This window comes from Oceaniovalibus guishaninsula JLT2003, from assembly GCF_000299575.1.
Lineage (GTDB): Bacteria > Pseudomonadota > Alphaproteobacteria > Rhodobacterales > Rhodobacteraceae > Palleronia > Palleronia guishaninsula.
Genome location: NZ_AMGO01000046.1, coordinates 1 through 26,017, shown reverse-complemented (window position 1 = coordinate 26,017; position 26,017 = coordinate 1). Strand labels below are relative to the sequence as shown.

The 26,017-nt window shown below is 67.3% G+C and carries 27 protein-coding genes; 14 read left to right on the top strand and 13 right to left on the bottom strand.

What is annotated here, in order from left to right:
• Positions 1–31: 31 nt before the first annotated feature.
• The 4 genes from OCGS_RS09440 to OCGS_RS09425 all read right to left on the bottom strand — a co-directional run bounded on the left by OCGS_RS09440 (position 32) and on the right by OCGS_RS09425 (position 4,348).
• Positions 32–592, bottom strand: a complete 561-nt coding sequence (locus tag OCGS_RS09440; protein WP_238538243.1) for a cytochrome P460 family protein — start codon at positions 590–592, stop codon at positions 32–34.
• A 108-nt stretch (positions 593–700) separates the two neighbouring features.
• The gene (locus tag OCGS_RS09435; protein ID WP_007427011.1) at positions 701–2,737 is read right to left on the bottom strand and encodes a M3 family metallopeptidase; all 2,037 of its coding nucleotides are present in this window, start codon (positions 2,735–2,737) and stop codon (positions 701–703) included.
• 26 nt (positions 2,738–2,763) lie between these two features.
• Positions 2,764–3,555 (bottom strand): amino acid ABC transporter permease, encoded by a 792-nt coding sequence (locus OCGS_RS09430; protein WP_007427010.1) that lies wholly within the window; start codon positions 3,553–3,555, stop codon positions 2,764–2,766.
• 10 nt (positions 3,556–3,565) lie between these two features.
• Positions 3,566–4,348: a transporter substrate-binding domain-containing protein gene (locus OCGS_RS09425; protein ID WP_007427009.1), complete on the bottom strand. Its 783-nt coding sequence runs from the start codon at positions 4,346–4,348 to the stop codon at positions 3,566–3,568.
• A gap of 126 nt (positions 4,349–4,474) precedes the next feature.
• Between OCGS_RS09425 and OCGS_RS09420 the strand changes: the two genes are divergently transcribed.
• Entirely contained in the window at positions 4,475–5,662 is a 1,188-nt protein-coding gene (locus OCGS_RS09420) for a cytochrome P450 (RefSeq protein ID WP_007427008.1), read from the top strand.
• On the opposite strand, the gene OCGS_RS09415 is transcribed toward OCGS_RS09420, so the two are convergent.
• The 5 genes from OCGS_RS09415 to OCGS_RS09395 all read right to left on the bottom strand — a co-directional run bounded on the left by OCGS_RS09415 (position 5,659) and on the right by OCGS_RS09395 (position 10,106).
• On the bottom strand, positions 5,659–6,720 hold the full coding sequence (locus OCGS_RS09415; protein ID WP_007427007.1) for a HesA/MoeB/ThiF family protein: 1,062 nt from the start codon (positions 6,718–6,720) through the stop codon (positions 5,659–5,661). The two genes, OCGS_RS09420 and OCGS_RS09415, sit on opposite strands and share 4 nt — an antisense overlap.
• On the bottom strand, positions 6,720–7,163 hold the full coding sequence (dut, locus tag OCGS_RS09410) for a dUTP diphosphatase (protein WP_040610885.1): 444 nt from the start codon (positions 7,161–7,163) through the stop codon (positions 6,720–6,722). Before dut ends, OCGS_RS09415 begins: the two co-directional genes overlap by 1 nt.
• 20 nt (positions 7,164–7,183) lie before the next feature.
• The gene (gene coaBC, locus OCGS_RS09405; protein ID WP_007427005.1) at positions 7,184–8,386 is read right to left on the bottom strand and encodes a bifunctional phosphopantothenoylcysteine decarboxylase/phosphopantothenate--cysteine ligase CoaBC; all 1,203 of its coding nucleotides are present in this window, start codon (positions 8,384–8,386) and stop codon (positions 7,184–7,186) included.
• Positions 8,387–8,437: 51 nt separating this feature from the next.
• Positions 8,438–9,166 carry a ChaN family lipoprotein gene (locus tag OCGS_RS09400; protein WP_007427004.1) on the bottom strand — a complete coding sequence of 243 codons (729 nt, stop codon included), beginning with the start codon at positions 9,164–9,166 and terminating at the stop codon, positions 8,438–8,440.
• A gap of 61 nt (positions 9,167–9,227) precedes the next feature.
• Entirely contained in the window at positions 9,228–10,106 is an 879-nt protein-coding gene (locus OCGS_RS09395) for an RNA polymerase factor sigma-32 (protein ID WP_007427003.1), read from the bottom strand.
• A gap of 113 nt (positions 10,107–10,219) precedes the next feature.
• Between OCGS_RS09395 and cobU the strand changes: the two genes are divergently transcribed.
• The 5 genes from cobU to OCGS_RS09375 all read left to right on the top strand — a co-directional run bounded on the left by cobU (position 10,220) and on the right by OCGS_RS09375 (position 13,604).
• Positions 10,220–10,756 carry a bifunctional adenosylcobinamide kinase/adenosylcobinamide-phosphate guanylyltransferase gene (gene cobU / locus OCGS_RS09390; protein WP_040610874.1) on the top strand — a complete coding sequence of 179 codons (537 nt, stop codon included), beginning with the start codon at positions 10,220–10,222 and terminating at the stop codon, positions 10,754–10,756.
• Entirely contained in the window at positions 10,753–11,319 is a 567-nt protein-coding gene (locus OCGS_RS09385) for a histidine phosphatase family protein (protein WP_040610873.1), read from the top strand. Before cobU ends, OCGS_RS09385 begins: the two co-directional genes overlap by 4 nt.
• A 44-nt stretch (positions 11,320–11,363) precedes the next feature.
• On the top strand, positions 11,364–11,528 hold the full coding sequence (locus OCGS_RS15475; RefSeq protein ID WP_007427000.1) for a thioredoxin domain-containing protein: 165 nt from the start codon (positions 11,364–11,366) through the stop codon (positions 11,526–11,528).
• Positions 11,529–11,660: 132 nt separating this feature from the next.
• Positions 11,661–12,047: a glutathione S-transferase family protein gene (locus OCGS_RS15470; protein WP_007426999.1), complete on the top strand. Its 387-nt coding sequence runs from the start codon at positions 11,661–11,663 to the stop codon at positions 12,045–12,047.
• Between the two features lie 48 nt (positions 12,048–12,095).
• A complete protein-coding gene (locus OCGS_RS09375; protein WP_007426998.1) occupies positions 12,096–13,604 on the top strand; it encodes a YifB family Mg chelatase-like AAA ATPase in 1,509 nt (502 codons plus the stop codon).
• 6 nt (positions 13,605–13,610) lie between these two features.
• Here the strand turns inward: OCGS_RS09375 and gshB are convergent, their stop codons facing one another.
• Genes gshB through rsmI form a run of 3 tightly spaced genes read right to left on the bottom strand, consistent with a single transcriptional unit; the run spans position 13,611 to position 15,802 of the window.
• A complete protein-coding gene (gene gshB, locus OCGS_RS09370; RefSeq protein WP_007426997.1) occupies positions 13,611–14,552 on the bottom strand; it encodes a glutathione synthase in 942 nt (313 codons plus the stop codon).
• Between the two features lie 54 nt (positions 14,553–14,606).
• Positions 14,607–14,957 carry a YraN family protein gene (locus tag OCGS_RS09365; RefSeq protein ID WP_007426996.1) on the bottom strand — a complete coding sequence of 117 codons (351 nt, stop codon included), beginning with the start codon at positions 14,955–14,957 and terminating at the stop codon, positions 14,607–14,609.
• Positions 14,954–15,802 (bottom strand): 16S rRNA (cytidine(1402)-2'-O)-methyltransferase, encoded by an 849-nt coding sequence (gene rsmI, locus OCGS_RS09360; protein WP_007426995.1) that lies wholly within the window; start codon positions 15,800–15,802, stop codon positions 14,954–14,956. The genes OCGS_RS09365 and rsmI overlap by 4 nt, the downstream gene beginning before the upstream one ends.
• Positions 15,803–15,910: 108 nt before the next feature.
• Here rsmI and OCGS_RS09355 point away from each other — a divergent pair, with 108 nt between their 5' ends.
• The 3 genes from OCGS_RS09355 to murJ all read left to right on the top strand — a co-directional run bounded on the left by OCGS_RS09355 (position 15,911) and on the right by murJ (position 21,531).
• Positions 15,911–17,092: a penicillin-binding protein activator gene (locus OCGS_RS09355; RefSeq protein WP_007426994.1), complete on the top strand. Its 1,182-nt coding sequence runs from the start codon at positions 15,911–15,913 to the stop codon at positions 17,090–17,092.
• Positions 17,076–19,868: a [protein-PII] uridylyltransferase gene (locus tag OCGS_RS09350; RefSeq protein WP_007426993.1), complete on the top strand. Its 2,793-nt coding sequence runs from the start codon at positions 17,076–17,078 to the stop codon at positions 19,866–19,868. The genes OCGS_RS09355 and OCGS_RS09350 overlap by 17 nt, the downstream gene beginning before the upstream one ends.
• 97 nt (positions 19,869–19,965) lie before the next feature.
• Positions 19,966–21,531 carry a murein biosynthesis integral membrane protein MurJ gene (murJ, locus tag OCGS_RS09345; RefSeq protein ID WP_007426992.1) on the top strand — a complete coding sequence of 522 codons (1,566 nt, stop codon included), beginning with the start codon at positions 19,966–19,968 and terminating at the stop codon, positions 21,529–21,531.
• Here murJ and OCGS_RS09340 read toward each other — a convergent pair.
• Entirely contained in the window at positions 21,522–22,208 is a 687-nt protein-coding gene (locus OCGS_RS09340) for a rhomboid family intramembrane serine protease (RefSeq protein WP_007426991.1), read from the bottom strand. The two genes, murJ and OCGS_RS09340, sit on opposite strands and share 10 nt — an antisense overlap.
• A 73-nt stretch (positions 22,209–22,281) precedes the next feature.
• On the opposite strand from OCGS_RS09340, the gene trpS reads away from it, so the two are divergent.
• The 5 genes from trpS to tsaB all read left to right on the top strand — a co-directional run bounded on the left by trpS (position 22,282) and on the right by tsaB (position 25,917).
• Positions 22,282–23,301 (top strand): tryptophan--tRNA ligase, encoded by a 1,020-nt coding sequence (trpS, locus tag OCGS_RS09335; protein ID WP_007426990.1) that lies wholly within the window; start codon positions 22,282–22,284, stop codon positions 23,299–23,301.
• A 13-nt stretch (positions 23,302–23,314) separates the two neighbouring features.
• Complete coding sequence (locus OCGS_RS09330; protein ID WP_007426989.1) at positions 23,315–24,193, top strand: branched-chain amino acid aminotransferase; 879 nt, start codon at positions 23,315–23,317, stop codon at positions 24,191–24,193.
• 57 nt (positions 24,194–24,250) lie between these two features.
• Complete coding sequence (locus OCGS_RS09325; protein ID WP_007426988.1) at positions 24,251–24,706, top strand: universal stress protein; 456 nt, start codon at positions 24,251–24,253, stop codon at positions 24,704–24,706.
• Between the two features lie 88 nt (positions 24,707–24,794).
• The gene (locus OCGS_RS09320) at positions 24,795–25,358 is read left to right on the top strand and encodes a NifU family protein (RefSeq protein WP_007426987.1); all 564 of its coding nucleotides are present in this window, start codon (positions 24,795–24,797) and stop codon (positions 25,356–25,358) included.
• Between the two features lie 49 nt (positions 25,359–25,407).
• Positions 25,408–25,917 carry a tRNA (adenosine(37)-N6)-threonylcarbamoyltransferase complex dimerization subunit type 1 TsaB gene (gene tsaB, locus OCGS_RS09315; protein WP_007426986.1) on the top strand — a complete coding sequence of 170 codons (510 nt, stop codon included), beginning with the start codon at positions 25,408–25,410 and terminating at the stop codon, positions 25,915–25,917.
• Positions 25,918–26,017 lie beyond the last annotated feature (100 nt).

The window sequence follows — 26,017 nt, the reverse complement described above, 5'->3', positions numbered from 1 at the left end:
ACGCGGGGGCGCGTACGCCCCCGCGCCGCAGTCACTCGACGGCGACGGTCAGATCGGCGTCGGTGGTGAACAGGTAATCGTCACCCCCCGCGGCCTGATGGCAAGCGATACATCCGGCATCTGCACCCTTGCCGACCAGCCCGGCAAGGGCCATGTCGGCCGGGTTCCGGTCCAGCGTGCCGTCGGGCAGGTATTTGGCGTAAAACCAGTTTCCCGTTTCGGGATCGTAGTCTTGCGCACGGCGGAACATGATCGTCACCGCGCCCAGATGCGCGGCCGGGTCGGCAAGAACCTCGTCAACCGTCACGCCCTCGGGGCCATAATTGCGCTTGACCACCAGCGCGCCACGATGCCCGGCGACCTCTGCGTCGGTATAGAAGGTCTGCAGCATCATTCCATGCGGATCGGTGCCGGGATAGGGCGCGGCCTGCATAGCGCCCTCGCCAACCAGCCCCAGGCCTGTCATCACTTCCCAAAGCTGCGCGGCATAATCGGCATCCTCGTCTGTGCCGAAAGGTGCGGTTTCTTGGGCAACAGCGGGCACGCCCATGAAAATCATTCCCGCCAGCGCCCCGTATATCGAAGTCTTCATCATCTATCCTCCCCTGAAAATGCGGCCAGTCTCTGGGCCGGTCCAGTCAGAGTAGGGATAGACGTCGCGAAGCGGGATGAACTCTTGTCACCATTACGTGCCCTAGCGTCAACTTGGACCCCCCGGCGGTGCCGCGTCGGCCAGCAGGCCGCGGCCCTTCAACAGCGCCTCGACCCCCGGCAGCCTGCCGCGGAATGCGCGATAGGCGTCCTCGGCTTCCTGCCGCCCGCCGGCCGACAGGATGTAACGCTCCAGCCGCGCGGCGATCTCGGGATCGAACGGGCCGCCCGCTTCCTCGAACGCGGCGAAGGCATCGGCATCCATCACCTCGGACCACATGTAGCTGTAGTAGCCCGCCGAATATCCGTCACCCGCGAAGACATGCGCGAAATGCGGCGTCGCATGGCGCATTCCCATGGCGTGGGGCATCCCGATGGCGTCGAGGATCTCCGCCTGCCGTTCCATCGGGTCGGCGGGCGGCTCGGCGCTGTGAAACTCCAGATCGACCAGCGCCGACGCGACGTATTCGACGGTCTGGAACCCCATGTCGTAGGTGCCCGCCGCCAGAAGCCGCTTTCGCAGATCGTCCGGCATCGGCTGGCCCGTCTCGGCATGCAGCGCGTGATCGGCCAGCACCTGCGGCACGTCCAGCCAATGTTCATAAAGCTGGCTGGGCAGTTCCACGAAGTCGCGCGCGACGCTGGTGCCGCTGATCGCCTCATAGCGCACATCGGACAGCATCTGGTGCAGCGCATGGCCGAATTCGTGAAACAGCGTGCGCGCGTCGTCATGGCTCAGCAAGGCGGGACGCCCCGCGGGCGGCTTGGCGAAGTTGCACACGTTCAGCACGATGGGACGCACGCCCGCGCGCTGCGACCGAAGCGCCGAGCACCAGGCGCCCGACCGTTTGCCGCCGCGCGCGAAATAGTCGCCGACGAACACCGCCATGTGCCGCCCGTCGCGCGTCACTTCCCAGGCGCGGGCATCGGGGTGGTGCAGCGGAACATCGACCGGCGCGAAGGACAGACCGAACAGCCGGTGCGCGCAAGCGAACGCCGCCTCGATCATCCGGTCGAGCTGGAAATAGGGCTTCAGCTCGGCTTCGTTAAGGTCGTGTTCTTGGGCGCGGCGGCGTTCGGCATAATAGCGCCAGTCATACGGTTCTAATACGCTATTCATACCGTCCTGCCGCATCATCGCGGTCAGCACGTCGGCATCGGCCAAGGCCGCCGCGCGGGCCGGCTTCCACACTTGCATCAACAGATCGCGCACCCGGTCGGGCGACCCGGCCATTTCCGTTTCCAGCTTCCAGTCGGCGAAACTGTCATGCCCCAGCAGCCGCGCCCTTTCGGCCCGAAGCTGCAAAATCTCGGCCGCGATGGCGCGATTGTCCGTCTCGCCGCCATTCGCGCCCCGGCCGGTCCAGGCCCGCCAGGCCCGTTCGCGCAGGTCGCGGCGCGGCGAAAACTGAAGAAACGGCACGATCAGCGACCGGCTCAGCGTCACGACAGGCCCCGCCACGCCCTTCTCCTCGCCCGCCGAACGCGCGGCATCGACGACGAATTGCGGCAACCCCTCCAGATCGCCCTCGGCCAGTTCCATGAACCAGTCGCGTTCGTCGGCCAGCAGGTTCTGCGTGAATTGCACACCCAGCATCGCCAGCCGCGCCTTGACCTCGGCCAGCCGCTCGCGATCCGCCCCTTCCAGCAGCGCCCCCTGCCGAACGAAGGACCGATGGGTCAAAAACAACAGCCGCGCGCCCTCGGTATCGAGGCCAAGCGCATCACGCCGCTGCCAGAGGTCGTCAATCCGGGCGAAAAGCGCCCTGTTCATCGTCACTTCGGACGAATAGGCCGATAGTTTCGGCGAAAACCGACGGCTCAGTTCCTCGCGCTTCGGATTGGACGACGTCCCGGCCAGGGTGAAGAACACCGACAGCACCCGGTCCAGCTTTTCGTCCGCCCGCTCCAACGCCTCGACCGTGTTGGCGAATGTCGGGGCGTCGGGATTGTCCGCGATCGCAGCGACGGTCGCGCGGGCATCGTCCAGCGCCGCGTCCACGGCCGGGGCGAAATCGTCGTCGGTGATCGCGTCGAACGGCGGCATCCCGTAGGGCGCGGTCCAGTCCTGCAAAAGCGGATTCATCGGCTTTTCCTTGTTGTCCAGATCGGTCAGCGCCGCCGCAACCTGCGTTCCAGCCCGCGCAGGGCCAGCGAAAGGCCCACCGTCATCGTCAGGTAGAGCAATGCGACCACGTTGTAAGTTTCGAAATACCGAAAATTGCCGGCCGCCGTCACCTTGCCGAGCTGCGTGATATCCAGCACCCCCAGCACCGAGACGAGCGAGCTGTCCTTGACCATCGCGATGAAATCGTTGCCCAGCGGCGGCAGGATGGTCCGCAGCGCCTGCGGCCAGACGATATGGCGGAACCGCATCCAGGGCTTGAGGCCAAGCGACTGCGCAGCCTCGATCTGGCCATGATCGACCGAGGACAGGCCGGCGCGGAACACCTCGGCCAGAAAGGCGGAATAGGCGATGACCAGCGCAAGGACCGCGCGCCAGATCAGCGCGAAGTCGCGCGTGCCCGCCGGTTCCAGCCCGAAGGGACCGGCCAGCCAGTTCCAGAGCGAGACGAGACCGGGCGCCAGAACGAACGCGACGTAAAGAAGCAACACGAGGATCGGGATGCCGCGCACGATCTCGACCCAGAAGCGCGCCGCCTGCCGCACGACGATGGACCCCGACCGCGACATGAGCGCCAGACCGATCCCCAGAAGGCAGGCGCAGAAGAACGAGATGACAGTCACATAGAACGTGACCCACGCCCCGTTGAGCAACGTCCGAAGGATTTGCAGGTAAAGCGCATCGACCGCGATTCGGTAGAGGAACCACAACCCCAGTGCACAGGCCAGGACCAGCCAATAGGGAAAATCGCGGTCGTGCCGCGTGTCGGCGCGGGGCATGAAGCGGCGCCTATCGGCCCAATTCGGTTTCCACGAACCAGCGGCTGTTCAGCGCGTCCAGAGTCCCGTCGGCCTTCATCGAGGCGACGGCCGCATTGACAGGCCCGACGAGATCCGAGTCCTTGGGAAAGATGAACCCGAACTCCTCGGTGCCCAGCGGATCGCCGGTGATCTTCAGCGCGCCGTCGCTGTTGGCGACATACCCTTCGGCCGCCGTGCTGTCGGTCAGCGCGAGGTCGATATCGCCGGTGCGCAGCGCCTGCACCGCTGCGCCGAAAGTCTGGAACTGGCGCATGCGCGGATTGGATTCGTCGCCGTCCAGAATCTCGTAGATGCCGACATAGAAGGGCGTGGTGCCCGGCTGCGCGCCAATCAACAGGTCGGGATCGGCGGCAAAGCCTTCGGCGTCGGAAAAGCGGCTTTCGTCGGCGCGCACCAGCATCCGCATTTGGGACACCATATAGGGGTCGCTGAAATCCACCACTTCGGCCCGGTCGGGGCGGATGGTGATGCCGGTCATGCCCATGTCGTACTGGCCCTGCGCGACGGCGGCGATCATCGCCTCCCAACTGGTATTCTCGAAGCTGACCGTCGCGTTCAGCCGGTCAGCGATCTCGGCCATGGCGTCGTATTCCCAGCCCACGGCGTCGCCCGTCGAAGGGCGGATATATTGCAGCGGCGGATAGGCGTTCTCGACCGCGACGACGATCTCGCGGCCGTCCAGATCGGGAAGATCGGCCGCCGAGACAGCGAAGGGCAGGATCGCGGCAAGAAGGGTCGGCAGGAACTTCACGGCAGACTCCGTATGTCGGATGGCTTGGGTCGGACCCTAGTGCAGCCCGGCAGCGGGCCGCAAGCCTGCGGATGGATCGTTCGCGCGCTTCGGGCATTAACGGATAAATAACGCACTGGACATGCCATGCTCGACGCATCCCTTCATCTTGCCCGCGATCCCTATCGCTGGATCGGCCGGCATGCGGGCGACCGGGCCGCCTTCAACGCGCGCCTGCTTTTGCAGCCCACCACGTTTCTGGCCGGATCGACGGCGGCGCCTTTCTTTTATTCCGATGCGATGCAGCGGACCGGCGCGGCGCCGACCTTCCTGCGTCGCACGTTGTTCGGCCCCGAGGGGGTGCAGGGTCTGGACGATGCGGAACATCGTCAACGCAAGGCGCTGTTCCTGCGGCGTCTGGGCCCCGACCGCGCCAAGGATATCGCGGCGCGCGCCGGGACGGCGATGGATGCGCTGGCGGCCGCGCGGCCCGGCCGGATCGTTCTTCAGGACCAGATGGAGCTGCTGCTGACCCGCGTGGTCTGCGATTGGGCCGGCATCGCCGTTGCCGACGCGGCGTTGCCCGATACCACGCGCATGCTGTCGCGCCTGTTCGAACATGCCGGACCAAACGACCCGCGCCACCTGACCGCGTGGACGGCCCGACGCGATGCCGACCGCTGGGCCGCGAACCTGGTCCGGCAGGTCCGCGACCGGCGCGATCCGGGCAGCGTGCTGGATCTGGTGGCGCATTGGCCGGATACCGATGGCAAGCCTTTGCCCGTCGATGTCGCCGCGGTCGAGCTTGTCAATTTCCTGCGCCCCGTCGTCGCCATATCGGCCTTCATCACCTTTAGCGCCCATGCGCTTGTCCACCACCCCGAAGCGCGGCCCGACGATGACGACGAGGTGCATCGTTTCGTGCAGGAGGTCCGGCGCCTTTATCCCTTCTTTCCGATGCTGGCGGCCAAGGCGCGGCACGATGCCGTGCTGGATGGCGTGACCATCCCGCAAGGTCAGCGCGTCATTCTGGAAATTCGCTCGGTGAACCGCGATCCGCGCAACTGGGACGATCCCGACAGTTTCAGGCCCGACCGCTTCAAGGATTGCGATATCGGCGCATTCCAGATGATCCCGCAGGGCGGCGGCGGGCTGGCCGACGGACATCGCTGTCCGGGTGAATGGACGACGATCGAGGTGATGGAAGAAGCGGTGCGCTGGCTGACGCGGCGGGCCGAATGGTCCACGCCCGCGCAGGATTTCGAGCTGAACATGGCCGCCCTTCCCGCCTTGCCGCGCGACAGGATCGTGCTGGACGGTCTGCGTCCGGCCTAACGGGCCGCTGCCCCGCGCCGAAGGTGCCCGCAATCGGGGCAATCGGGGCGGGGCGTCAGCAGGATGGTCCGGTTCTCGCCCCAAAGCGCGTCGTGGATCGCCATGCGGCCGCGCAGCGTTTCGCCAGCGCCAGTCAGCTCCTTGATCGCCTCGGCGGCCATGATCGTCCCGACGATGCCGGGAAGCGGCCCCAGCACCCCCGCTTCGGCGCAGCTCGGCGCCAGCCCCGGCGCGGGACGGTCGGGAAAGATGCAGCGATAGCAGGGCGTTCCGTCCCAGGGCGCGAAGATCGTCACCTGACCTTCCCATTGCGACAGCGCCCCCGAGATCAGCGGCACCCGCGCGGCGATGCAGGCGGCGTTGACGACATACCGTGTGCCGATGTCGTCCGTCCCGTCCAGCACCAGATCGTAATCCTCGACCAAAGCCGTCGCCATGTCGGCCGTCAGTTTGCGGCGATAGGGTCTGACGGCGACGTTGGGGTTCAGCGCCCGGATCGCCAGCTCGGCGGAAAAGACCTTGGGCATGCCCGTCCGCGCATCGGTATGGATGATCTGCCGCTGAAGGTTGGTCTGCTCGACCGTGTCGTCGTCGATCACCCCCAGGGTGCCGATGCCCGCCCCCGTGAGATATAGCAGTGCCGGAGAGCCGAGGCCCCCCGCCCCAACCACCAGCACTTTCGCCGCCTTCAGCCGCTTCTGTCCCGGACCCCCGATTTCGCGCAGGGCGATATGGCGTGCGTAGCGCTGCACCTCGCCGGGCGCGAACTGGCCCGGCGCGAGTTCGGGCTTGCGGTTTTCGGGGCGCACATGGCCGCGCAGACGGCCCAGACCGGCCCGGTAAAGCAGCACCAGCGCCGCGACGCCGCCCAGCACCAGCCATTCGCCCGCAGACCCGCCCGTCGCTTGGCGCAGCGGATTGCCTGGGGGCAGTCCCACGTTCACCGCAAGGATCGCGACGTAAAGCAACGCCAGCATTGTCAGCCGGGCCTGAACCGGCCAGCCGATCCGCCTGCCGCCGAACCAGATCGCGGCGGCCAGAAGCAGCGCCAGCAGCATCAGGATGTGCCGGTCGAACCGAAGCCGCCCGTGCCGCGCGGCGTGCCATCCAGACGGTCGGTTTCCGCAAAGGCCGCCCGGACGACCGGCGCGATCACCCCTTGGGCGATCCGCATCCCGTGCAGCACGACGAACGGCACCTGCCCGAGATTGATAAGCAGGATCGCGACAGCGCCCCGGTAATCCGCGTCGATCGTCGCAGGCGCGTTCACCAGCGTCACGCCGTGATCGCGGGCCAGCCCCGACCGGGGGCGCAACTGCATCTCGAACCCCTCGGGGATTGCCATGCGCAGTCCGGTGGGGACGATGGCGCGCGCCATCGGTTCGATCGGCAGGCCGCCCCGGTCGGGTGCCGCGAAGTTCGCGCGGATGTCCGCCCCGGCGGCACCGTCGGTCGCATAGGTGGGCAGCGGGATGGTCGGATCGGCCCAACCCTCACGCATCAGGGAAACCTCGACCCGGTTCACCGCGCCGTGTCCCTCGCCAGCGCCTCCGCGATCCGATGCGCCAGACGGTCGGCCACCGCTTCCTTGGACGCGCGCGGCCAGTCCTCGGCCCCGTCGGACGTGACCAGCGTGACGGCATTCTCGGCCCCGCCCATGATGCCCGTCGCCGGGGACACATCGTTGGCCACGATCCAGTCGCACCCCTTGCGCGCCAGCTTGGCCCGTGCGTTGGCCAGCACATCGTCCGTCTCGGCGGCGAAGCCCACCACCAGCGAAGGGCGCCCTTCGGTCATCCCGGCGATGTCGGCCAGGATGTCGGGGTTCTGGGTCAGCGACAGTTCGGGCCTGCCCGCGCCTTTCTTCATCTTCGAGCTAGCCGCATTGGCGATGCGCCAGTCCGCGACGGCCGCTGCGAAGACGGCGATGTCGGCAGGCAGCGCGGCCTTGACCGCCGCGTGCATCTCGGCCGCCGTTTCGACCCGGATCACGGCCGGTCCGGGCGGCGGCGGCGTCGTCGCGGGGCCGGTCACGAAGGTCACGCGCGCGCCCAGCCGGTGCAGCGCGGCCGCGATGGCGGTGCCCTGTGCGCCGGACGAACGGTTGGCGATATAGCGCACCGGGTCGATGGGTTCGTGCGTCGGGCCGGACGTGACCAGTGCGTGCAACCCCCGCAGCCGCGGCGCGGCAAACTGCGCGTCGATTGCCGTCAGGATTGCCGGAACCTCGGCCATGCGCCCCGGCCCGTATTCGCCGCAGGCCATGTCGCCTTCGTCGGGACCGACGAAACGGATGCCGTCCGCGCGCAGTGTCGCCAGATTGCGCGTGGTCGCCGGATGCGTCCACATGCGCACATTCATCGCCGGTGCCATCAGCACCGGCGTATCGGTCGCCAGCAGCAGCGTCGATGCCAGATCGTCGGCTCGGCCCTGCGCCGCACGCGCCATCAGGTCGGCCGTTGCGGGGGCAACGACGATCAGATCCGCCACGCGGCTAAGCTGGATATGCCCCATCTCGGCCTCGGCCGTCAGATCCCACAAGTCGGTATGGACGCGGACCCCGGCCAGCGCCGACAGCGACAGGGGCGTGACGAACTGCGCGGCGGCGCGGGTCATCACCGGCGTGACACTCGCACCGCGTTCGCGCAGGCGACGGACGAGTTCCAGCGCCTTGTAGGCCGCGATGCCGCCTGAAACGATCAGCAGGATATGGCGGTTCAGCATCGGCACCCCTTGGCGGCGGACCCTAGTGAGGCGCCGCCGCGCCGACAAGACCTAGCGCAGGGCGTCGCACGGATCGCCGCGCGTGTCGGCATCGAGATAGGGCGCCACGACCCAATCGTCGAACGGCACATCGGATGACGGCGGGCTCGAAAGCTGTCCCAGCGCGATCACCGACAGATCGGGCCGCACGGCTTGCAGAAGCGATGGAACGCCCCAGTCGTCACGGGCATGGCCGTTGCCGGTGACGACCGCGACGGGGCCGCCCGTCTCCTCCCAGGCGGCGATCACGGCCTCGGCCAGGGCCGCATCGCGCAGGCGCTGCACGTCCAGCATCGCGGCCAGCGAATCCTCGGGCATGAAGTTGCAATGCGCTTGAGCGATTTCGTCCAGGCGTTTCGCGCGAATCTCGGCCGAAAGGGGGGCGTCCAGCCCGAAAATCGCCGTCAGATCGCGCGATGCGGCGAGGCCGCCAGCGAAGACGCTTTCGATCTCGGCGCCCGCAACCTCCGCGCCGAAGATGGCCGCGTCGCCCGCCGCGATGAAGACGGGATGATACATCTCGAAATCCGGCCAGCCACGGCCTTCCCATTCCAACGCCGCGCCAAGAACGTCGGCAGCGGACCCGCGCAGGGATTCGGCGACCTGCGCCAAGTGGGGCGGCAACTGTTCGAACACCACGGCGGCGGGCTTCATCCGGTCCAGCCAGATTGCCTGATTGACATGATGCACGGGGTTGTCGTGCACCTCGCCCATCAGAACGACGTCGGCGTCCAGCGGCATGGCATCGGTCCGGGCCGTCGCCGGGGCAAAGATCAGCGCAGCGATGGCGACCAGCGCAGCGTTACGCCAGAAAATGACGGACCTCGGCCGATTGCGTTTCCAAAGAGCGACGCAGCTTGCCGAAGGCGGCCGCTTCCAGCTGGCGCACCCGCTCCTTGCTCAAGCCAAGCTCGACACCCAGCGATTCCAGCGTGCGGGGCTGATCACGCAGCTTGCGTTCGCGGACGATGAACCGTTCGCGTTCGTTCAATTGCCCCATCGCCGAAACCAGCCATTGCCGAAGCGTCGCCAGATCCTTGGCATGCGTCACCGTTTCGTCCGCCTGCGCGCTTTCGTCCTGCAAGGCGTCGATCCACTGACGGCCCTCATCCTCGGTCGATTGGGTGGCGTTGAGCGAAAAGTCCGACCCGGCCAACCGCCCTTCCATCATTTCGACATCGTGCAGCGGCACCCCCACCTCGGTCGAGATCATCTGACGCATCTGGTGACGGTCCAGCCGTTCGCCCCGCGCGGCGGCCTCGCGTTCAAGGCGGGCCTGCACCCGGCGCATGTTGAAGAACAGCGACTTCTGGCTGCTGGTCGATCCGGTGCGCACCATGGACCAGTTGCGCATCACATAGTCCTGAATGCTGGCCTTGATCCACCACACGGCATAGGTCGAGAACCGCACACCGCGATCGGGGTCGAACTTGTCCGCAGCCTTCATCAGACCCAGCCCGGCCTCCTGGATCAGATCGTTCATCGGGGCGCCATACCGGCGGAACTTGGCGGCCATGCTGATCGCCAGCCGCATATAGGCGGTTATCAGGCGATGCAGCGCCGCCTCGTCCCGCTGATCGCGCCAGGCATAGGCAAGGCGCAATTCGGTTTCGGCATCCAGCAATTCGGCCTGCATGGCCTTGCGGGACATCGTCTGATCGGAGAATCCATCCAGTGCCATCTCAACTCCTCCGATACGGGCGGCGTCCGTGTCACGGCGATCCCGCTTAACTGTCCGCTCGGTCGATGCTACGCAGGGCAGACGCCGCCCGACAATGGAAAGTTCCCCCGCCGATGTTGCCTCCGCTGGTATTTGTTCTAGGGGGGGCGTCCTCGGGCAAGTCGGCAATGGCCGAACGGATCGCCCGCGCGACCCGCCTGCCGCTGACCTACATCGCCACCGCGCAACCCTTCGACGACGAGATGACGGCCAAGATCGCCTTGCATCGCAAGGGTCGCGCCGCCGATGGCTGGCAGACGGTCGAGGTTCCGCTGGAGCTTGGGCGCAGCATCGCGGCGCTGCCTGCGGGGGGGGCGGCGCTGGTCGATTGTGCGACATTATGGCTCACGAACGTCCTGCTGGCAGGCAGGGACACGGATGGGGCGATTATCGACCTGCTGGCGGCCATCGCCGCCCGCCCCTGTCCGCTGATCGTCGTCAGCAACGAGGTCGGGCTGGGCATCGTGCCGGACAACGCGCTGTCGCGGCGGTTCCGCGAGGCGCAGGGCCGTCTGAACCGCGCGCTTGCCGCCGAAGCGGATCGGGTCGTCGGGGTGATGGCCGGGCTGCCCCTTGCGTTGAAGGGCACGCTGCCCGAGGGGGCGTCATGACGGCGCTCTGGTGGGTCAGGCATGCGCCGACGCATGCCAGGACGATGGTCGGGTGGTCGGACCTGCCGGCCGATCTTTCGGATGCGGGTCTGCTGGATCGCCTGTCGGGATTCCTGCCGGCGAAGGCGCCGGTCGTATCCTCCACCCTGCTGCGCGCGATTGTCACCGCGGATGCGATACGCGGCGACCGCCCGCTTCTGCCCCCCGACCCCGACCTGCGCGAAATGAGCTTTGGCGACTGGGAGCTTCGGTCCCACGACGAAATCGCGCAGGAGGATCCGGTCGGCATCCGCGCCTTCTGGGACAGTCCCGGCGATGTCCGGCCGCCCGGCGGGGAAAGCTGGAACGACCTGCGCATGCGGGTCGATGCGGCAGCGGACCGGCTGATGGGACTGGCACCGGAAATCGTCGTCGTGGCCCATTTCGGCCCCATCCTGACGCAGATCCAGCGGGCCGGGGGGCTGACGACCCGGCAGGCCTTCGCGCAGCGCATCGACAACCTATCGGTGACGCGCGTCGATCTCGGGAACGGCCGCGCCGAACCTGTCAATCACATCCCGTAACATGGCCAGCGGGCCAGGTGCCCTGAACTACAAGGAATACGGACATGCTCATCCTTGGCGACCGCGCCTTTTCCAGTTGGTCGCTGCGCGGCTGGCTGCTGTTCCATGCTTTCGGCCTGGACGTGCCCGTGCGCTTCGTGTCGCTTGCCGATGGCAGCATGGCGCGCACCTTGGCCAATCATGCGCCGGCCCGCACCGTGCCGACCTGAATCACCCCGGAAGGCGCCGTCGTTCACGACAGCCTGGCCATCGCCGAGGAACTGGCGAGCCGTCACCCCGAGGCGGGTCACTGGCCCGCAAGTCCGCACGCCCGCGCCACCGCCCGGACCTTGACGGCCGAGATGCACAGCGGCTTCGCGGCCCTGCGCGGCGACTATCCGATGAACCTGCGGCAAGCCTATCGCGACACCGGACCAAGCGACGCGGTTCTGCGCGAGCTCGGTCGCCTCGACACGATCTGGTCCCAGGCGCGGAAAACCTGCGGGGCCGAGGGCCCGTGGCTCTGCGGCGATTACTGCGTGGCCGATGCGTTCTTCGCCCCTGTCGCGGCGCGCATCGCAGGCTACGGTCTGCCGGTAACGCCGCAGGCAGCCGCCTATGTCGCCGTGCATCTGCCGCATCCGTCCTTCGACGCGTGGCGTGCGGCCGCGTTGATACAAGGGCCGGATCTGCCGCAATACGGCCGCGATCATCCACCCGCCAACTGGCCGGTGGTTAACCATTCCTAAAGATGCGGCGTCTATCCGCCGGGTGGGTGGGAAACAGAAAGGGCCATCGTGGTCACACGCGCCTATACCGTGGCGTTCGAGGGGATCGAGGCGCGGCTGGTCGAAGTGCAATGCGCCGTCTCGCCCGGTCTGCCCGCGTTTTCCATCGTCGGCCTGCCCGACAAGGCCGTGTCCGAGGCGCGTGACCGGATCCGCGCGGCGCTGGGGTCGATGGCCATCGCGCTGCCGTCCAAACGTATCACCGTCAACCTGGCCCCTGCCGACCTGCCGAAAGAGGGCAGCCATTTCGATCTGCCCATCGCTATGGCGCTGCTGGCCGAACTGGACATCGTCCCGCGCGAGGCGGTCGAGACGACGCTGGCCTTGGGTGAACTGGCGCTGGACGGCACCTTGATGCCGATTATCGGCGCGCTGCCCGCCGCGATGACGGCGGTCGAGGAAGATCGCCTGCTGCTTTGTCCCCAGCCCTGCGGGGCCGAGGCCGCGTGGGTCGATGCGGCGACGGTGATCGCCCCCCGCTCGTTGGCGGCCGCCATCCAGCACTTCACCGGGCAGGCCCCGCTGGATCCGTCCGAAGCGGGCGAGGTGCTGGATCCGCCCGCAGGCCGGGATCTGTCCGAGGTGAAGGGCCAGGAACGCGCCAAGCGCGCGCTGGAAATCGCCGCCGCCGGACGGCACCACCTGCTGATGGTCGGAACGCCCGGATCGGGCAAGTCCATGCTGGCCCAGCGTCTGCCGGGCATCCTGCCGCCCCTGACCGCCGCCGAGGCGCTGGAAACGTCGATGATCCATTCGCTGGCGGGGTTGCTGGACGAAGGCGGCATCAGCCGTGCGCGTCCCTTTCAGGAACCGCATCACACCGCGTCGATGGCCGCCATCGTCGGCGGCGGCAAGGGGGCCAAGCCCGGCCAGATCAGCCTGGCGCATAACGGCGTGCTGTTCATGGACGAGTTTCCCGAATTCGCCCGGCCCGTGCTGGAAACGCTGCGCCAGCCCATCGAGACGGGCGATGTCGTCATCGCGCGGGCCAATGCGCATGTCCGCTATCCCTGCCGGTTTCTGCTGATCGCCGCCGCCAATCCCTGCCGCTGCGGATACATGACCGATCCCGCGCGCGCCTGCGCCCGCGTGCCGGTCTGCGGCGAGGAATACATGAACCGCATCTCGGGGCCGCTGCTGGACCGCTTCGATCTGCGCGTGGACGTGCCGCCGGTGGCGTTCGCCGACCTGGATGCGCCCGCCACCGGAGAGACTTCGGCAATCGTCGCCGCCCGCGTGGCCGAAGCGCGCAAGGTGCAGGCGCGGCGGTTCGACGGGGTGGAAGGCGTGCGCGTGAACGCGGATGCCGGCGGCGCGCTGCTGGACGACATTGCCGGCCCCGATCCCGAAGGGCGGGCGTTCCTGGCTCGTGCGGCGGATCGCTTTGGCCTTACCGCGCGCGGCTATCACCGCATCCTGCGCGTGGCCCGCACGATTGCCGATCTCGACGGGTCGGACACCGTCCGCCTGCCGCATATCGCCGAGGCCGTCGCGTTCCGCCTGCCGGCGGGGCGCTGAGGGCCGTCAGACCAGCCGCCGCTCCACCGCCTCCCAGATCAGGGCGGCGACGTTCACGCCGTCGAACCGTTCCAGTTCCTGAATGCCGGTGGGCGATGTGACGTTGATTTCCGTCAGCCAGTCGCCGATTACGTCAATCCCGACAAAGACCTGGCCCTTTTCGCGCAGCAGCGGGCCGATCGCTTCGCAGATCTCGCGGTCCCGCGCGGTCAGCGCGACGGGTTCGGGGCGCCCGCCCACATGCATGTTCGACCGCGTCTCGCCCTGCGCCGGAATGCGGTTGATGGCGCCCACGGCCTCGCCATCGACAAGGATGATCCGCTTGTCGCCGGCGCTGACCGCAGGCAGGTATTGCTGCGCGATCAACGGCTCGTTGTTGATGCCGGTGAACATCTCGTGCAGCGAGGCCAGGTTGCGGTCGCTGTCGGGCAGGCGGAACACCCCTGCCCCGCCATTGCCGTAAAGCGGCTTGACGATGATGTCGCCGTGATCCGCCTTGAATTTCTGCAAAGCCCCCAGATCGCGCGCCACGACCGTCGGCGGATGAAGGTCGGGAAACTTCAGCACCAGCAGCTTTTCGGGATAGTTGCGCACCCAGAAGGGATCGTTGACCACCAGCGTTCTGCCCCCCACCAGGTCGAGCAGATGTGTGGTGGTGATATAGCCCATGTCGAAGGGCGGATCCTGGCGCAGCCAGATTACGTCGCAGGTGGACAGCACGATCTCGGTCTCGTCCCCGGCCGAGAAATGGTTGCCCCGCTCGCGCCGGACGGTGACGGGCCAGCCGCGGGCGCGGACCGCGTTGTCGCGCCACGACAGCTTGTCGGGGGTATAGTAGAACAGCGAATGACCCCGTTCCTGCGCCTCGACCATAAGGCGAAAGGTGCTGTCGGCGTCGATATTGACGGCGCCCAGCGGGTCCATCTGAAAGGCGATCTTGAGGCTCACATGCATTCTCCGCTCGGGCCGGTCCTACATGCCCGCTGGCGACGGGACTGACAATCACGCGAAGGCGTTTTCCAGAATTGACACGCGCCCCGTCCCGTCGACGGTCGCGACATCGAAGCGCGCGGGTGTCAGCGATCCTTCGGGTCGGGTTCCCAGAAACTCGGCCGCGGCGGCATAGAGCCGGGCGATCTGGCGCTGCGACAGGCTTGCCGCCGCACGGTCGTGGCTGCGCGATTGCTTGACCTCGACAAAGATCACCTCGGCACCCTTGTGGAATATCAGGTCGATCTCGCCGCCCGCGCCGCGCCATCGGCGTTCAAGGGCGACATGCCCGGTGCGCCGGTATTCGGCGGCGACCCGTTCCTCGGCGGCAAGGCCCGCCCGATAAGATCGCGCGCCGCTCATTCGCGGTCCTGCATACGCAAGGCGCGCTGATAGACCTCGCGGCGCGGCACGTTGCGCGCGCCCGCGATGGTGGTTGCGGCGTCCTTGACGCTCATCGTCTGCATCGCGTGGCGCAGGTCGGCGTCGATGTCGTCGGAAGACGCGACGCTGCGGTCGCGATCCACCACGATCACGATTTCGCCCCGCGGCGGATTCTCCTGACATCCCGCAAGCAGCACCGACAGGGGGCCGCGGCGCACCTCCTCGAACTTTTTGGTCAGTTCCCGGCAAAGCGCCGCATCCCGGTCGCCGAGGCTGCGCAGCAGGCCGTCGAGCATCCGCGCGCAACGGCTTGGCGCTTCGTAGAAGACCAGCGTCGCGGGAACAGAGGCGAGTTCGGCAAGCGCGGTCGCGCGGGCGTCGTCGGTCGGCGGCAGGAAACCGGCGAACAGGAAACGGTCGGTCGGCAGCCCCGAAAGCGACAGCGCCGTCAGAACCGCCGAGGCGCCCGGCGCGGTCGTCACCCGCAGCCCCGCCAGGGTGGCTTCGCGCGCAAGGGCGTAACCCGGATCCGCGATCAGCGGCGTGCCCGCATCGGACGCATAGGCCACCGATCTGCCTTCGCGGATCAGGTCCAGCAGACGCGGCCGCATGGCGGCGCCGTTGTGATCGTGATAGGCCAGCACCGGCCGGCCGCCGACAGGAATGCCGTGGATCTGCATCAGCTTGCGCAGCGTGCGGGTATCCTCGGCGACCAGCACGTCCGCATCGCGCAGGATGTCGAGCGCGCGCAGAGTGATGTCGCGCGCCGATCCGATGGGCGTCGCCACCAGCGTCAGCGATCCGGTCGGTGCCCCGACGCTCATGAGGACGGGACCGATTTACTTGGGCCGGTGCTGCGCATAGGGTCGCCTTCTCATTGGCCCGGCGAGGACGCCCCGGCGGGACCGACCGGAATAGAGGGAGTTGCCGGGATGTTTGCCTCGATTCGATCCGTTCGCAACCCGTTGGCCCGTCTGGCCACGCTTGCCGCGACGCTTGTGGCGCTGGCGGCGTGTCAGCCGATGACGACCGGCGCCGGTCGCGGTGGCCCTTCGGTCGATCCGTCCGCCCCCGTGCCGGTCGCGCTGCTGGTTCCCAAGGGCGAAGGCGGCGGCGGCGGCGTTGTGGGCCAAAGCCTTGAAAACGCGGCGCGGCTTGCGGTGAATGATCTGCGCAACGTCCGCATCGACCTGCGCGTCTACGACACCGCCGGCAACCCCGCGACCGCCGCCGCCGCCGCGCAGCAGGCGATCGCGGACGGCGCGGGCATCATCGTCGGGCCGCTTTACAGCCAGACCACGGCGGCGGTGACATCCGCCACGGCAGGCCGGAACGTGAACGTGCTGTCGTTTTCCAACAACGCGGCACTGGCGGGCGGCAACGTCTTCGTGCTGGGGCAGACATTCTCGGACATTGCGGGGCGGCTGTCGGCCTATGCGGTGCGGCAGGGGCGCAACAGTGTCGTCGTCGTTCATTCCGACGATCTGGCGGGACAGGTCGGGCGCGACGCCATCGTCAACGCCGCAAGGGCGAACAATATCCGCGTTGCCGGGGTGGAATCCTATCCGCTGTCGCAGCAGGGCATTGTCGCGGCGGGACCGCGCATCGCGCAAACCGTGCAGTCGTCCGGGGCCACGTCGGTCTTCCTGACCGCCAATGTCGACAGCGACCTGCCCCTGATCGCCACGACATTGCCCGAAAACGGCGTCGATCCGGGGCAGGTTCGCATGCTGGGACTGACGCGCTGGAACAGCCTGCCGCAGGCGCTGACGCTGCCGGGTCTTCAGGGCGGTCTGTTCACCCTGCCCGACCAATCCGTGCTGGACCAGTTCGAGGCGCGCTATCGTGCCGCCTATGGCAGCGCGCCGCATCCGCTGGCGGGGCTTGCCTATGACGCGATCCAGGCCATCGGATCGCTGGTCGCCAGCGGACGGTCGGACGCGCTGACGGGCCGGGCACTGACCCAGCCGGACGGGTTCGCCGGATCGTCCGGCGTCTTCCGCCTGCGCCCGGACGGCACGACGCAACGGGCACTGGCCATCGCGCAGATCCAGAACAATCAGGTCGTCATCGTTGATCCCGCTCCACGCCGCTTCGGTGCCGCCGGTTTCTGAGCCGGCGGCCCCCGACGACAGCCACCGTCACCCCAAGGATCTGATCCGGCCGGAGGCGGACATCTTCGACATGCCCGCCGTCATGGCCGGCATGTCCGCCGAACTGGCGCCGGCGGACGATCCGGCGGCCATGCGCGCCATCGTCGTCTCGCACCTCAAGCCGGCGCATGCGGCCGGACGGTCCGCCATTGCCGACGCCTTCGCGGCGGATCCGTCGGCCGCACGGCAGACGGTTTCGGCCTATTCCTATCTGACCGATTGCATCGTCGCCTGCGTGTTCGAGGTCGCAACCACGCGTCTGCATCCCCGCCCGAACCCGACGCAGGCCGAACATCTAGCCGTGATTGCGGTCGGCGGATACGGCCGGGCCGAAATGGCGCCCTTCTCGGACGTCGATCTGCTGTTTCTCAGCCCCTGGAAGCTGACCGCCTGGGCCGAAAGCGTGATCGAATCGATGCTCTACATCTTCTGGGATCTGCATCTGAAGGTCGGGCATTCCAGCCGCACCGTGGACGATTGCCTGCGGCTGGGGCGCGACGATTTCACCATCCGCACCGCCCTGCTGGAGCATCGGTTCCTTGCCGGACATGCCGCATTGGCGGACGAACTTCAGTCCCGGCTGCGCACCGAACTGTTCGCGGGGACCGGCCCCGAATACGTGGCCGCCAAACTGGCCGAACGCGCCCGCCGGCACGCCCGGCAGGGCAACCAGCGCTACGTCGTCGAACCCAACGTGAAGGAAGGCAAGGGCGGCCTGCGCGATCTTCAGACGCTGTTCTGGATCGCCAAATACGTCAACGGCGTACAGGACGTGGCCGATCTTGTCGCCTGCGGCACCTTCACCGCCGACGAATTCGCCGTCTTCCTCCGGGCCGAATCGTTCCTGCTGGCGGTGCGCTGCCATCTGCACCTTGTGGCTGGACGCGCGGCGGATCAGCTGACCTTCGATCTTCAGGTCGAGGTGGCGGCGCGGATGGGCTATCGCGACCGAGGGGGGCGGCGCGGGGTCGAACATTTCATGCAGGACTATTTCCGCCATGCGACCCGCGTGGGAGATCTGACCCGCATCATGCTGACCGCGCTGGAGGCCGACCACAAGAAGGACGCGCCCGACCTTGTCGGCAAGTCGCGGCGCAAGCGCGCGCGGCCCGGTTACGCCCTCGTGCAGAACCGGCTGGCCATCGCCGACGAACAGGCGTTCCTGGCGGACAAGCTGAATATCCTGCGCATATTCGAGGAAGCCCTGCGCACCGCGACGCTGCTGCACCCCGACGCTATGCGGGTCATCGCGGCCAATCTGGGCCTTGTGGACGACGACATGCGGCGCGATCCCGAGGCGATCCGCATCTTCATGGACCTGCTGCTGAAATACGGCAATCCCGACAGGGCCCTGCGGCGCATGAACGAGCTGGGCGTGCTTGCCGCCTTCCTGCCCGAGTTCGAGCCCATCGTCGCGATGATGCAGTTCAACATGTATCATCATTACACGGTGGACGAGCATACGCTGCAATGCCTCAACTACCTCGCCATGATCGAACGTGGCGAGATGGCGGACGACCTGCCCCTCGCCACCCGAATCATGGCGCAGCGGCCCAACCGCAGGGTTCTGCATGTCGCGCTGCTGCTTCACGACATCGGCAAGGGCCGGGACGAGGATCATGCCGTCCTGGGCGCGCGCATCGCCCGCAAGGTCGCGCCTCGGCTGGGGCTGGGACGCACGGATTGCGAGACCGTCGAATGGCTGGTGCGCTATCACCTGCTGATGTCAGACATGGCGCAGAAGCGCGATCTGAGCGATCCGCGCACCGTGCGCGATTTCGCCAAGGCCGTGCGCACGCGCAAGCGGCTGGACCTGCTGACCGTGCTGACGGTCTGCGACATCAACGGCGTGGGTCCGGGCACCTGGAACAACTGGAAGGCGCAGCTTTTGCAGACGCTCTACGAGGAGACGGCGTTCGCGCTGGAAAACGGCCTCGAGGCGCTCAACCGCGAGACGCGGGGAAACGAAGGGCGGCGTCTGCTACGCGAGGCGCTGTCGGACTGGGATCCGAAGGACCTGAAGACCGAGACCGCGCGCCATTACCCGCCCTATTGGCAGGGGCTCGGGCTGCAATCCCACCTGGCCTTCGCACGGATGCTGAAGGACATCCGCAACGACGAGATCAGGATCGACGTTACCGCCGATATCGACCGCGACGCCACGCGGATCTGTTTCGCGCTGTCCGACCATCCGGGCATTTTCAGCCGTCTGGCCGGCGCACTGGCGCTGGTCGGCGCCAATGTCGTGGATGCGCGCACCTACACGTCCAAGGACGGCTATGCCACGGCAGTCTTCTGGGTGCAGGACGGCGACGGTCATCCCTACGATCCCCACAAGCTGCCGCGTCTGCGCGGCACCATCGGCAAGATCCTGCGCGGCGAGGTCATCGCCCGCGAGGGGCTGGATACGCGCGACAAGATCAAGAAGCGCGAACGCGACTTCCGGGTGCCGACCAGCATCGCCTTCGACAACGAGGGATCCGAGATCTATACCATCGTCGAGGTCGATACACGCGACAGGCCGGGACTGCTCTACGATCTGACCCGGACGCTGGCCATCGCGCATATCTCGATTTCCAGCGCGGTGATCGCCACCTATGGGGCGCAGGTGGTCGATACGTTCTATGTAAAAGACATGTTCGGGCTGAAGATATATTCCGACGCCAAGCAGGCCGCGCTGGAACGCAAGCTGCGCGAGGCGATCGACAGCGGCGCGGCGCGTGCCCGCAATCACTGACGCCGCACGCCCGGCGCCCCTTCCGATGCGCCGCCGAAGCGGCTAGAGGACCGCGGATGCGGGCGGGCCCTCCCTCCGCGCGAAACGGTGCGGAACCATGAGCACAGCCAGAACTGCCATCCCCGCGCCCCGCCTGATGCGCGGCTTCCTGACCGTCGGCACATGGACGCTGGCCAGCCGCATCCTGGGCTTCGTGCGCGAGATCTTCATCGCCGCCGCGCTGGGTTCCGGCCCGGTCGCGCAGGCGTTTCTGGTGGCGTTCGCGCTGCCCAACATGTTCCGCCGCTTCTTCGCCGAAGGCGCGTTCAACATGGCCTTCGTGCCGCTTTTCTCGCGCAAGCTGGAAACCGGGGCGGACGCGATGGAATTCGCCCGCGACGCCTTTGCCGGGCTGACCACCGTGCTGATCGCACTGACCCTGCTGGCGCAGGTCTTCATGCCCGCCCTGGTCTATGCGATGGCGGCGGGGTTCGCGGGCGACGAACGGTTCGATCTGGCCGTCGTCTTCGGCCGCATCGTCTTTCCGTATATCCTGCTCATCTCGCTGGCAGCGCTTCTGTCGGGGGTGCTGAACGCGTCCGGCCGGTTTCTGGCCGCCGCCGCGGCCCCTGTCGCGCTGAACGTGATCCTGATCGCGGCGCTCTGGGCGGGGCAGCGTTTCGGCTGGGCCACCGGGCTGACCCTGTCGTGGTCGGTGCTGGTGGCGGGGATCGTGCAGCTGGCCGTAGTGTGGATCGCAGCGTCGCGCGCGGGCTTCCGCCTGTTGCCGCGCCTGCCCCGCATGACGCCCGATCTGCGCAAGCTGGCCATCATCGCCGCCCCGGCGGCGCTTGCCGGCGGGGTCGTGCAGATCAACCTGCTGGTCGGACGGCAGGTCGGATCGCAGTTCGACGGGGCCATCGCCTGGCTCAGCTATGCCGACCGGCTTTATCAGCTTCCCCTGGGCGTCGTCGGCATTGCCATCGGCGTTGTCCTTCTGCCCGATCTGTCGCGGCGGCTGGGCGCGCAGGATGTGGCAGGCGGGCGCGACGCGATGAACCGCGCGGCCGAATTCGCACTGATCCTGTCCGTTCCCTGCGCCGTCGCCTTCCTGATCATACCGCTGCCGCTGGTGCAGGTGCTGTTCCAGCGCGGCGCGTTCGGGGCGGATGACAGTGCCGCGACCGCGCTGGCCGTGGCCGTCTACGGGCTGGGCCTGCCGGCCTTCGTTCTTCAGAAGGTATGGCAGCCGCTTTATTTCGCGCGCGAGGATACGCGGACACCGTTCTGGCTGGCGCTTGTGTCGATGCTGGTCAACGTGGGCATCGCCGTGGGGCTGGCGCCGGCGCTGGGATTCATCGCAGCGGCCATCGGCACGTCGCTGGCCGGCTGGACAATGGCCATCCTGCTGATCGTGTTCACCCGCGGCATGGGCGAGGCGGCGCGCCTCGATGCGCGGCTGAAACGGCGGATATGGCGGATCGTGCTGGCCGCGCTGCTGATGGGCGTCGCGCTGTGGCTGGCCGAGGTGGTGCTGGGCCCCGCGCTTGGCCTTGCAGGCTGGCGCTATCCGGCGCTGGCGCTTCTGATCGGCATCGGCGTGCTCAGCTATGGCTGGGCCGGCAATCTGCTGGGGGCGTTTTCGCTGCGCGACATCGCAAGGGGCCTGCGCCGTCAGCGCTGACGCAAGCGCGCGCGCACCCTGCCCCAGCCGCCGGGACTGACGACGAAGGACAGCGCAAAGCCGGTCGCGAACCCCGCAAGATCCGCCAGCCATTCCGGCGATCCGCCGAACATCAGCCCGAACAGAAGCTGGATGCCCAGTAAAAAGGCGATCAGCGTGAAGGCCCGCGCACGGTTCTCGCCCACCGCGCCGAACCCGACCCACAGGATGAACGTATAGGCGCCGATCAGGCCATAGACCGCCGGATACCCCCCCACCAGCGCCATCGGATCGTCCAGAAGCAGGCCATAGGCCGCCGCGCCGGCAATGGCCGACACCGCCAGAACGGTCAGCACCGCGGCGGTCGAAAACACTTCGGACACCATCTTGCCCAGTGCCAGCAGGAACACGAGCACGAACAGAAGATGGGTAAAGCCCAGATGCACGAAGCTGTAGCTGATCAACCGCAGCAATTCGCGCGGCGGATATTGCCCCGTCTCGATCATGCGGTCGAAGATCACCGGCGAAAAGGCGAAGGCGTTGAACGCCTCGATCCGCCATCCCACCGCCCCGGCGCCGCCCGCGAAGCCCGCCGCGCCGGCCTGGAACGCAAGCTCGATCAGCAACAGCACGGCGCAGAGGCCCACCACCACGGGCGGCAGGGCGTTGAACGGGCTGGCATCGGACGGATGGCGCATCGGAGGGGTTCCTTGACGGGTTCGCACCGCAGGACTAAGCCACACCGACCCCCATATCCAGCAGGACGGCGCAATGGCCGACACGACCTTCCCCCGCCGCGTCTTTTCCGGCATTCAGCCTTCCGGCGGTCTGACGCTGGGCAACTATCTGGGCGCGGTGAAGCCGTTCGTCGCGGCGCAGGAATCGGGGGCGGAGGCGCTCTATTGCGTGGTCGATATGCACGCGATCACCGTTTGGCAGGATCCCGACAATCTGCGCCGGCGCACCCGCGAACTGGCGGCGTTCTACATCGCGGCGGGGCTCGATCCCGAACGCTCGATCCTGTTCAACCAGTCGCAGGTCGCCGAACACGCCCAACTGGCGTGGATCTTCAACTGCGTCGCACGCATGGGCTGGATGGGCCGGATGACGCAATGGAAGGACAAGGCCGGCAAGAACGCCGAGAACGCATCGCTGGGCCTTTTCGCCTATCCCGCGCTGATGGCAGCCGACATCCTTGTCTATCATGCGACGCACGTGCCCGTGGGCGAGGATCAAAAGCAGCATCTCGAGCTGACGCGCGACGTGGCGGCGAAGTTCAACCACGATTACGGCACGGATTTCTTTCCGATGGTCGAACCCGTGATCGAGGGCGTCGCCACACGCGTGATGAGTCTGCGCGACGGAACGAGGAAGATGTCGAAATCCGATCCGTCCGATGCCAGCAGGATCAACATGACCGACGACGCGGACACCATCGCGAAGAAGCTGCGCCGCGCCAAGACGGACCCCGAACCGCTGCCCGACAACGTCGAGGGTCTGAAGGACAGGCCCGAAGCCCGGAACCTGATGAACATATACGCCGCCTTGCAGGATCTGTCGCTTGAAGATGCGATGGGTCAGGTCGCGGGCCGGCAATTTGCGCAGTTCAAGCCGCTGCTGGCCGATGTCGCGGTGGACAGGCTGGCCCCGATCAGCGCCGAGATGCGGCGTCTGATGCAGGATGCAGACGAGATCGACCGCCTGCTGGCGCGGGGCGCCGAACGCGCAAGGGCCATCGCTGCGCCCGTCCTGCGGCGGACCTACGACATCGTGGGCATGGTCGGCGGCTGACGGGGGGAAGGGCATGACGACAGGAACGGACATTCGCACCTGGTTCGACGGACGCTGGCACGACGGCGACGTTCCGGTGATGAACGCGGCCGATCACGGGGCGTGGCTGGGCGGAACGGTGTTCGACGGGGCGCGCTATGCCTACGGTCTGGCGCCCGACCTGCTGGCGCATTGCGTCCGCGTCAACGCCTCGGCCCGCGCGCTGATGATGGTGCCGCATATCGACCCGCGGGATATGGTCGGGATCGTATGGGAAGGTCTGCGCCGGTATCCCCAAGATGCGGCCGTCTATATCAGGCCGATGTACTGGACGCGCCAATCCGGTCCCGGTGCCATCGTTCCGGCGGCGGCGGAGCCGGGATTCTGCATCTGCCTCGAATCCATCCCCATGCCGTCCGAGGACGCCTCGGTCCGCCTGACGACGACGCGGTTTCGGCGGCCGGTGATCGAAAGCTCGGTCGTGAACGCCAAGGCAGGCTGCCTTTATCCCAACAACGCCCGCATGCTGGCCGAGGCACAGGCAAAGGGGTTCGACAACGCGCTGGTGGCCGACGCCTTGGGAAACGTGGCCGAGACGGCGACGGCCAACGTCTTCATGGTGCGCGACGGCGAGGTTCTGACACCGGTGCCGAACGGCACGTTCCTGTCAGGTATCACCCGCGCGCGCCATATCGCCAACCTGACGGCCGACGGGATGGATGTGCGCGAGACGGTGCTGACCTTCGACGATTTCCGCCAGGCGGACGAGGTTTTCCTGACCGGAAACATGGCCAAGGTCACGCCCGTTTCGGACTTCGAGGACCGGCATTACGATACCGGACCGAACGGCAATCCCGTGACCCGGCGCGCCCGGCAGCTTTACTGGGAATGGGCGGCATCCGCAGCCGATTGAGGTGCTTGCGCGCCCGGCATCCCATCCCCACAATGCGAGACGGACAAGGGCGGGCAGATGCGCAAGTTTCTCGTAATCCTCGACGACAGCCGCGAATGCCTGAACGCGATGCGATTCGCGGCGATGCGCGCGGCCAGGACGGGCGGCGGCGTCACGGTGCTGTCCGTCATTCCACCGGACGAGTTCAACCACTGGATCGGCGTCGGCGAGATCATGCGCGGCGAGGCCCGCGACCGGATCAACGCCCATTTCGAGGTTTTCGCGAAATGGATGCGCGACAAGCACGGAGTCGATCCGGAGCTGGTCATCCGCGAGGGCGAACCCGTGCCCGAGATCATCGGTCAGATACGCGACGATCCCGAAATCGGCGTGCTGGTGCTGGGGGCGGGGACGGACAAGGGGGGGCCGGGGCCGCTGATCACCCAATTGTCGCGCGGGGCGGGCGGGTTGCCGGTGCCGCTGACGATCGTTCCGGGCGAGTTGAGCCGCGAGCAGTTGGAGCAGATCACCTGACAGCTCCACCAGTTTAGAACCGTTCCAGATCCTTGACAGAGGGCGCAGGGCTGCGCATATCACGTTCAGCCGCCAGGAGGGCCGTTCCATGTTCATTCAGACCGAATCGACGCCGAATCCGGCGACCCTGAAGTTTCTGCCGGGGCAGACCGTTCTGGACGCTGGCACGGCCGATTTTCCCAATCCCGACACCGCAGACGCTTCGCCCCTCGCGTCGCGGATCTTTGCGGTCGAGGGTGTCACCGGCGTCTTTCTCGGGACCGATTTCGTCACCGTGACGAAGGCCGATGCGGTCGAATGGGATCATGTGAAACCGGCCATTCTGGGCGCCGTCATGGAACATTTCCAGTCCGGCCAGCCGGCAATGGCGAACGATGCCGCTGCCAGCGGCGGTCATGCCGCCCATGACGGCCCGGACGCGGCCATCGTCGGGCAGATCAAGGAACTGCTCGATACCCGCGTACGGCCCGCCGTGGCGCAGGATGGCGGCGACATCACGTTCCACGGATTCGACAGGGGCATCGTCTATCTGCACATGCAGGGGGCCTGCGCCGGGTGCCCGTCATCCACGCTGACGCTGAAGATGGGGATCGAGAATCTGCTGCGGCATTACATTCCCGAAGTGGTCGAGGTGCGCCCTGTCGCGGCCTGATCCTCTCGTTCTGGCCTTCGACACATCGGCCGCGCATTGCGCGGCCGCTTTGCTGTCGGGCGACCGGATCGTCGCGGAACGTAGCGAAAGCATGGCGCGCGGTCAGGCCGAACGCCTGATGCCGCTGGTCGAATCGCTGTTGGCGGAAGCGAACGCCGAATGGGCGTCCCTGACACGTCTGGGCGTCGGCATCGGCCCCGGCAATTTTACCGGCATCCGCATTGCGGTCGCCGCGGCGCGGGGTCTGGCGCTGGGGCTGGGCATTCCGGCCATCGGCGTCACCATCTTCGACGCGATGGCGTCAACCGCCGACAACCCCGACGAGATCCGCATCCCGGCCGGCCGCGGCCTTCACTATGCGATGTCGTCCGGTTCGGTCGGCGACCCTGCGCTTTCAGAGGGCGACGTGCCTCCCCTCGATGCCGCCGGTCTTGTGCGCGCCATCGCCCGGATCGCCGCGCTTCGGGCGCTTCCGCAGCCGCGACCGGCCCCGCTCTACCTGCGCCCGGCGGATGCGGCCCCGCCGCGCGACGCGCCGCCCCGGATCCATGACGCCTGACAGCATGGCGGCGATTCATGCGGCTGCGATGACGGTTCCGCGCGCCTGGTCGCCCGACGAGTTTCGGAGCCTGCTGACCGACGGCGCCTTCGCGGTTCAC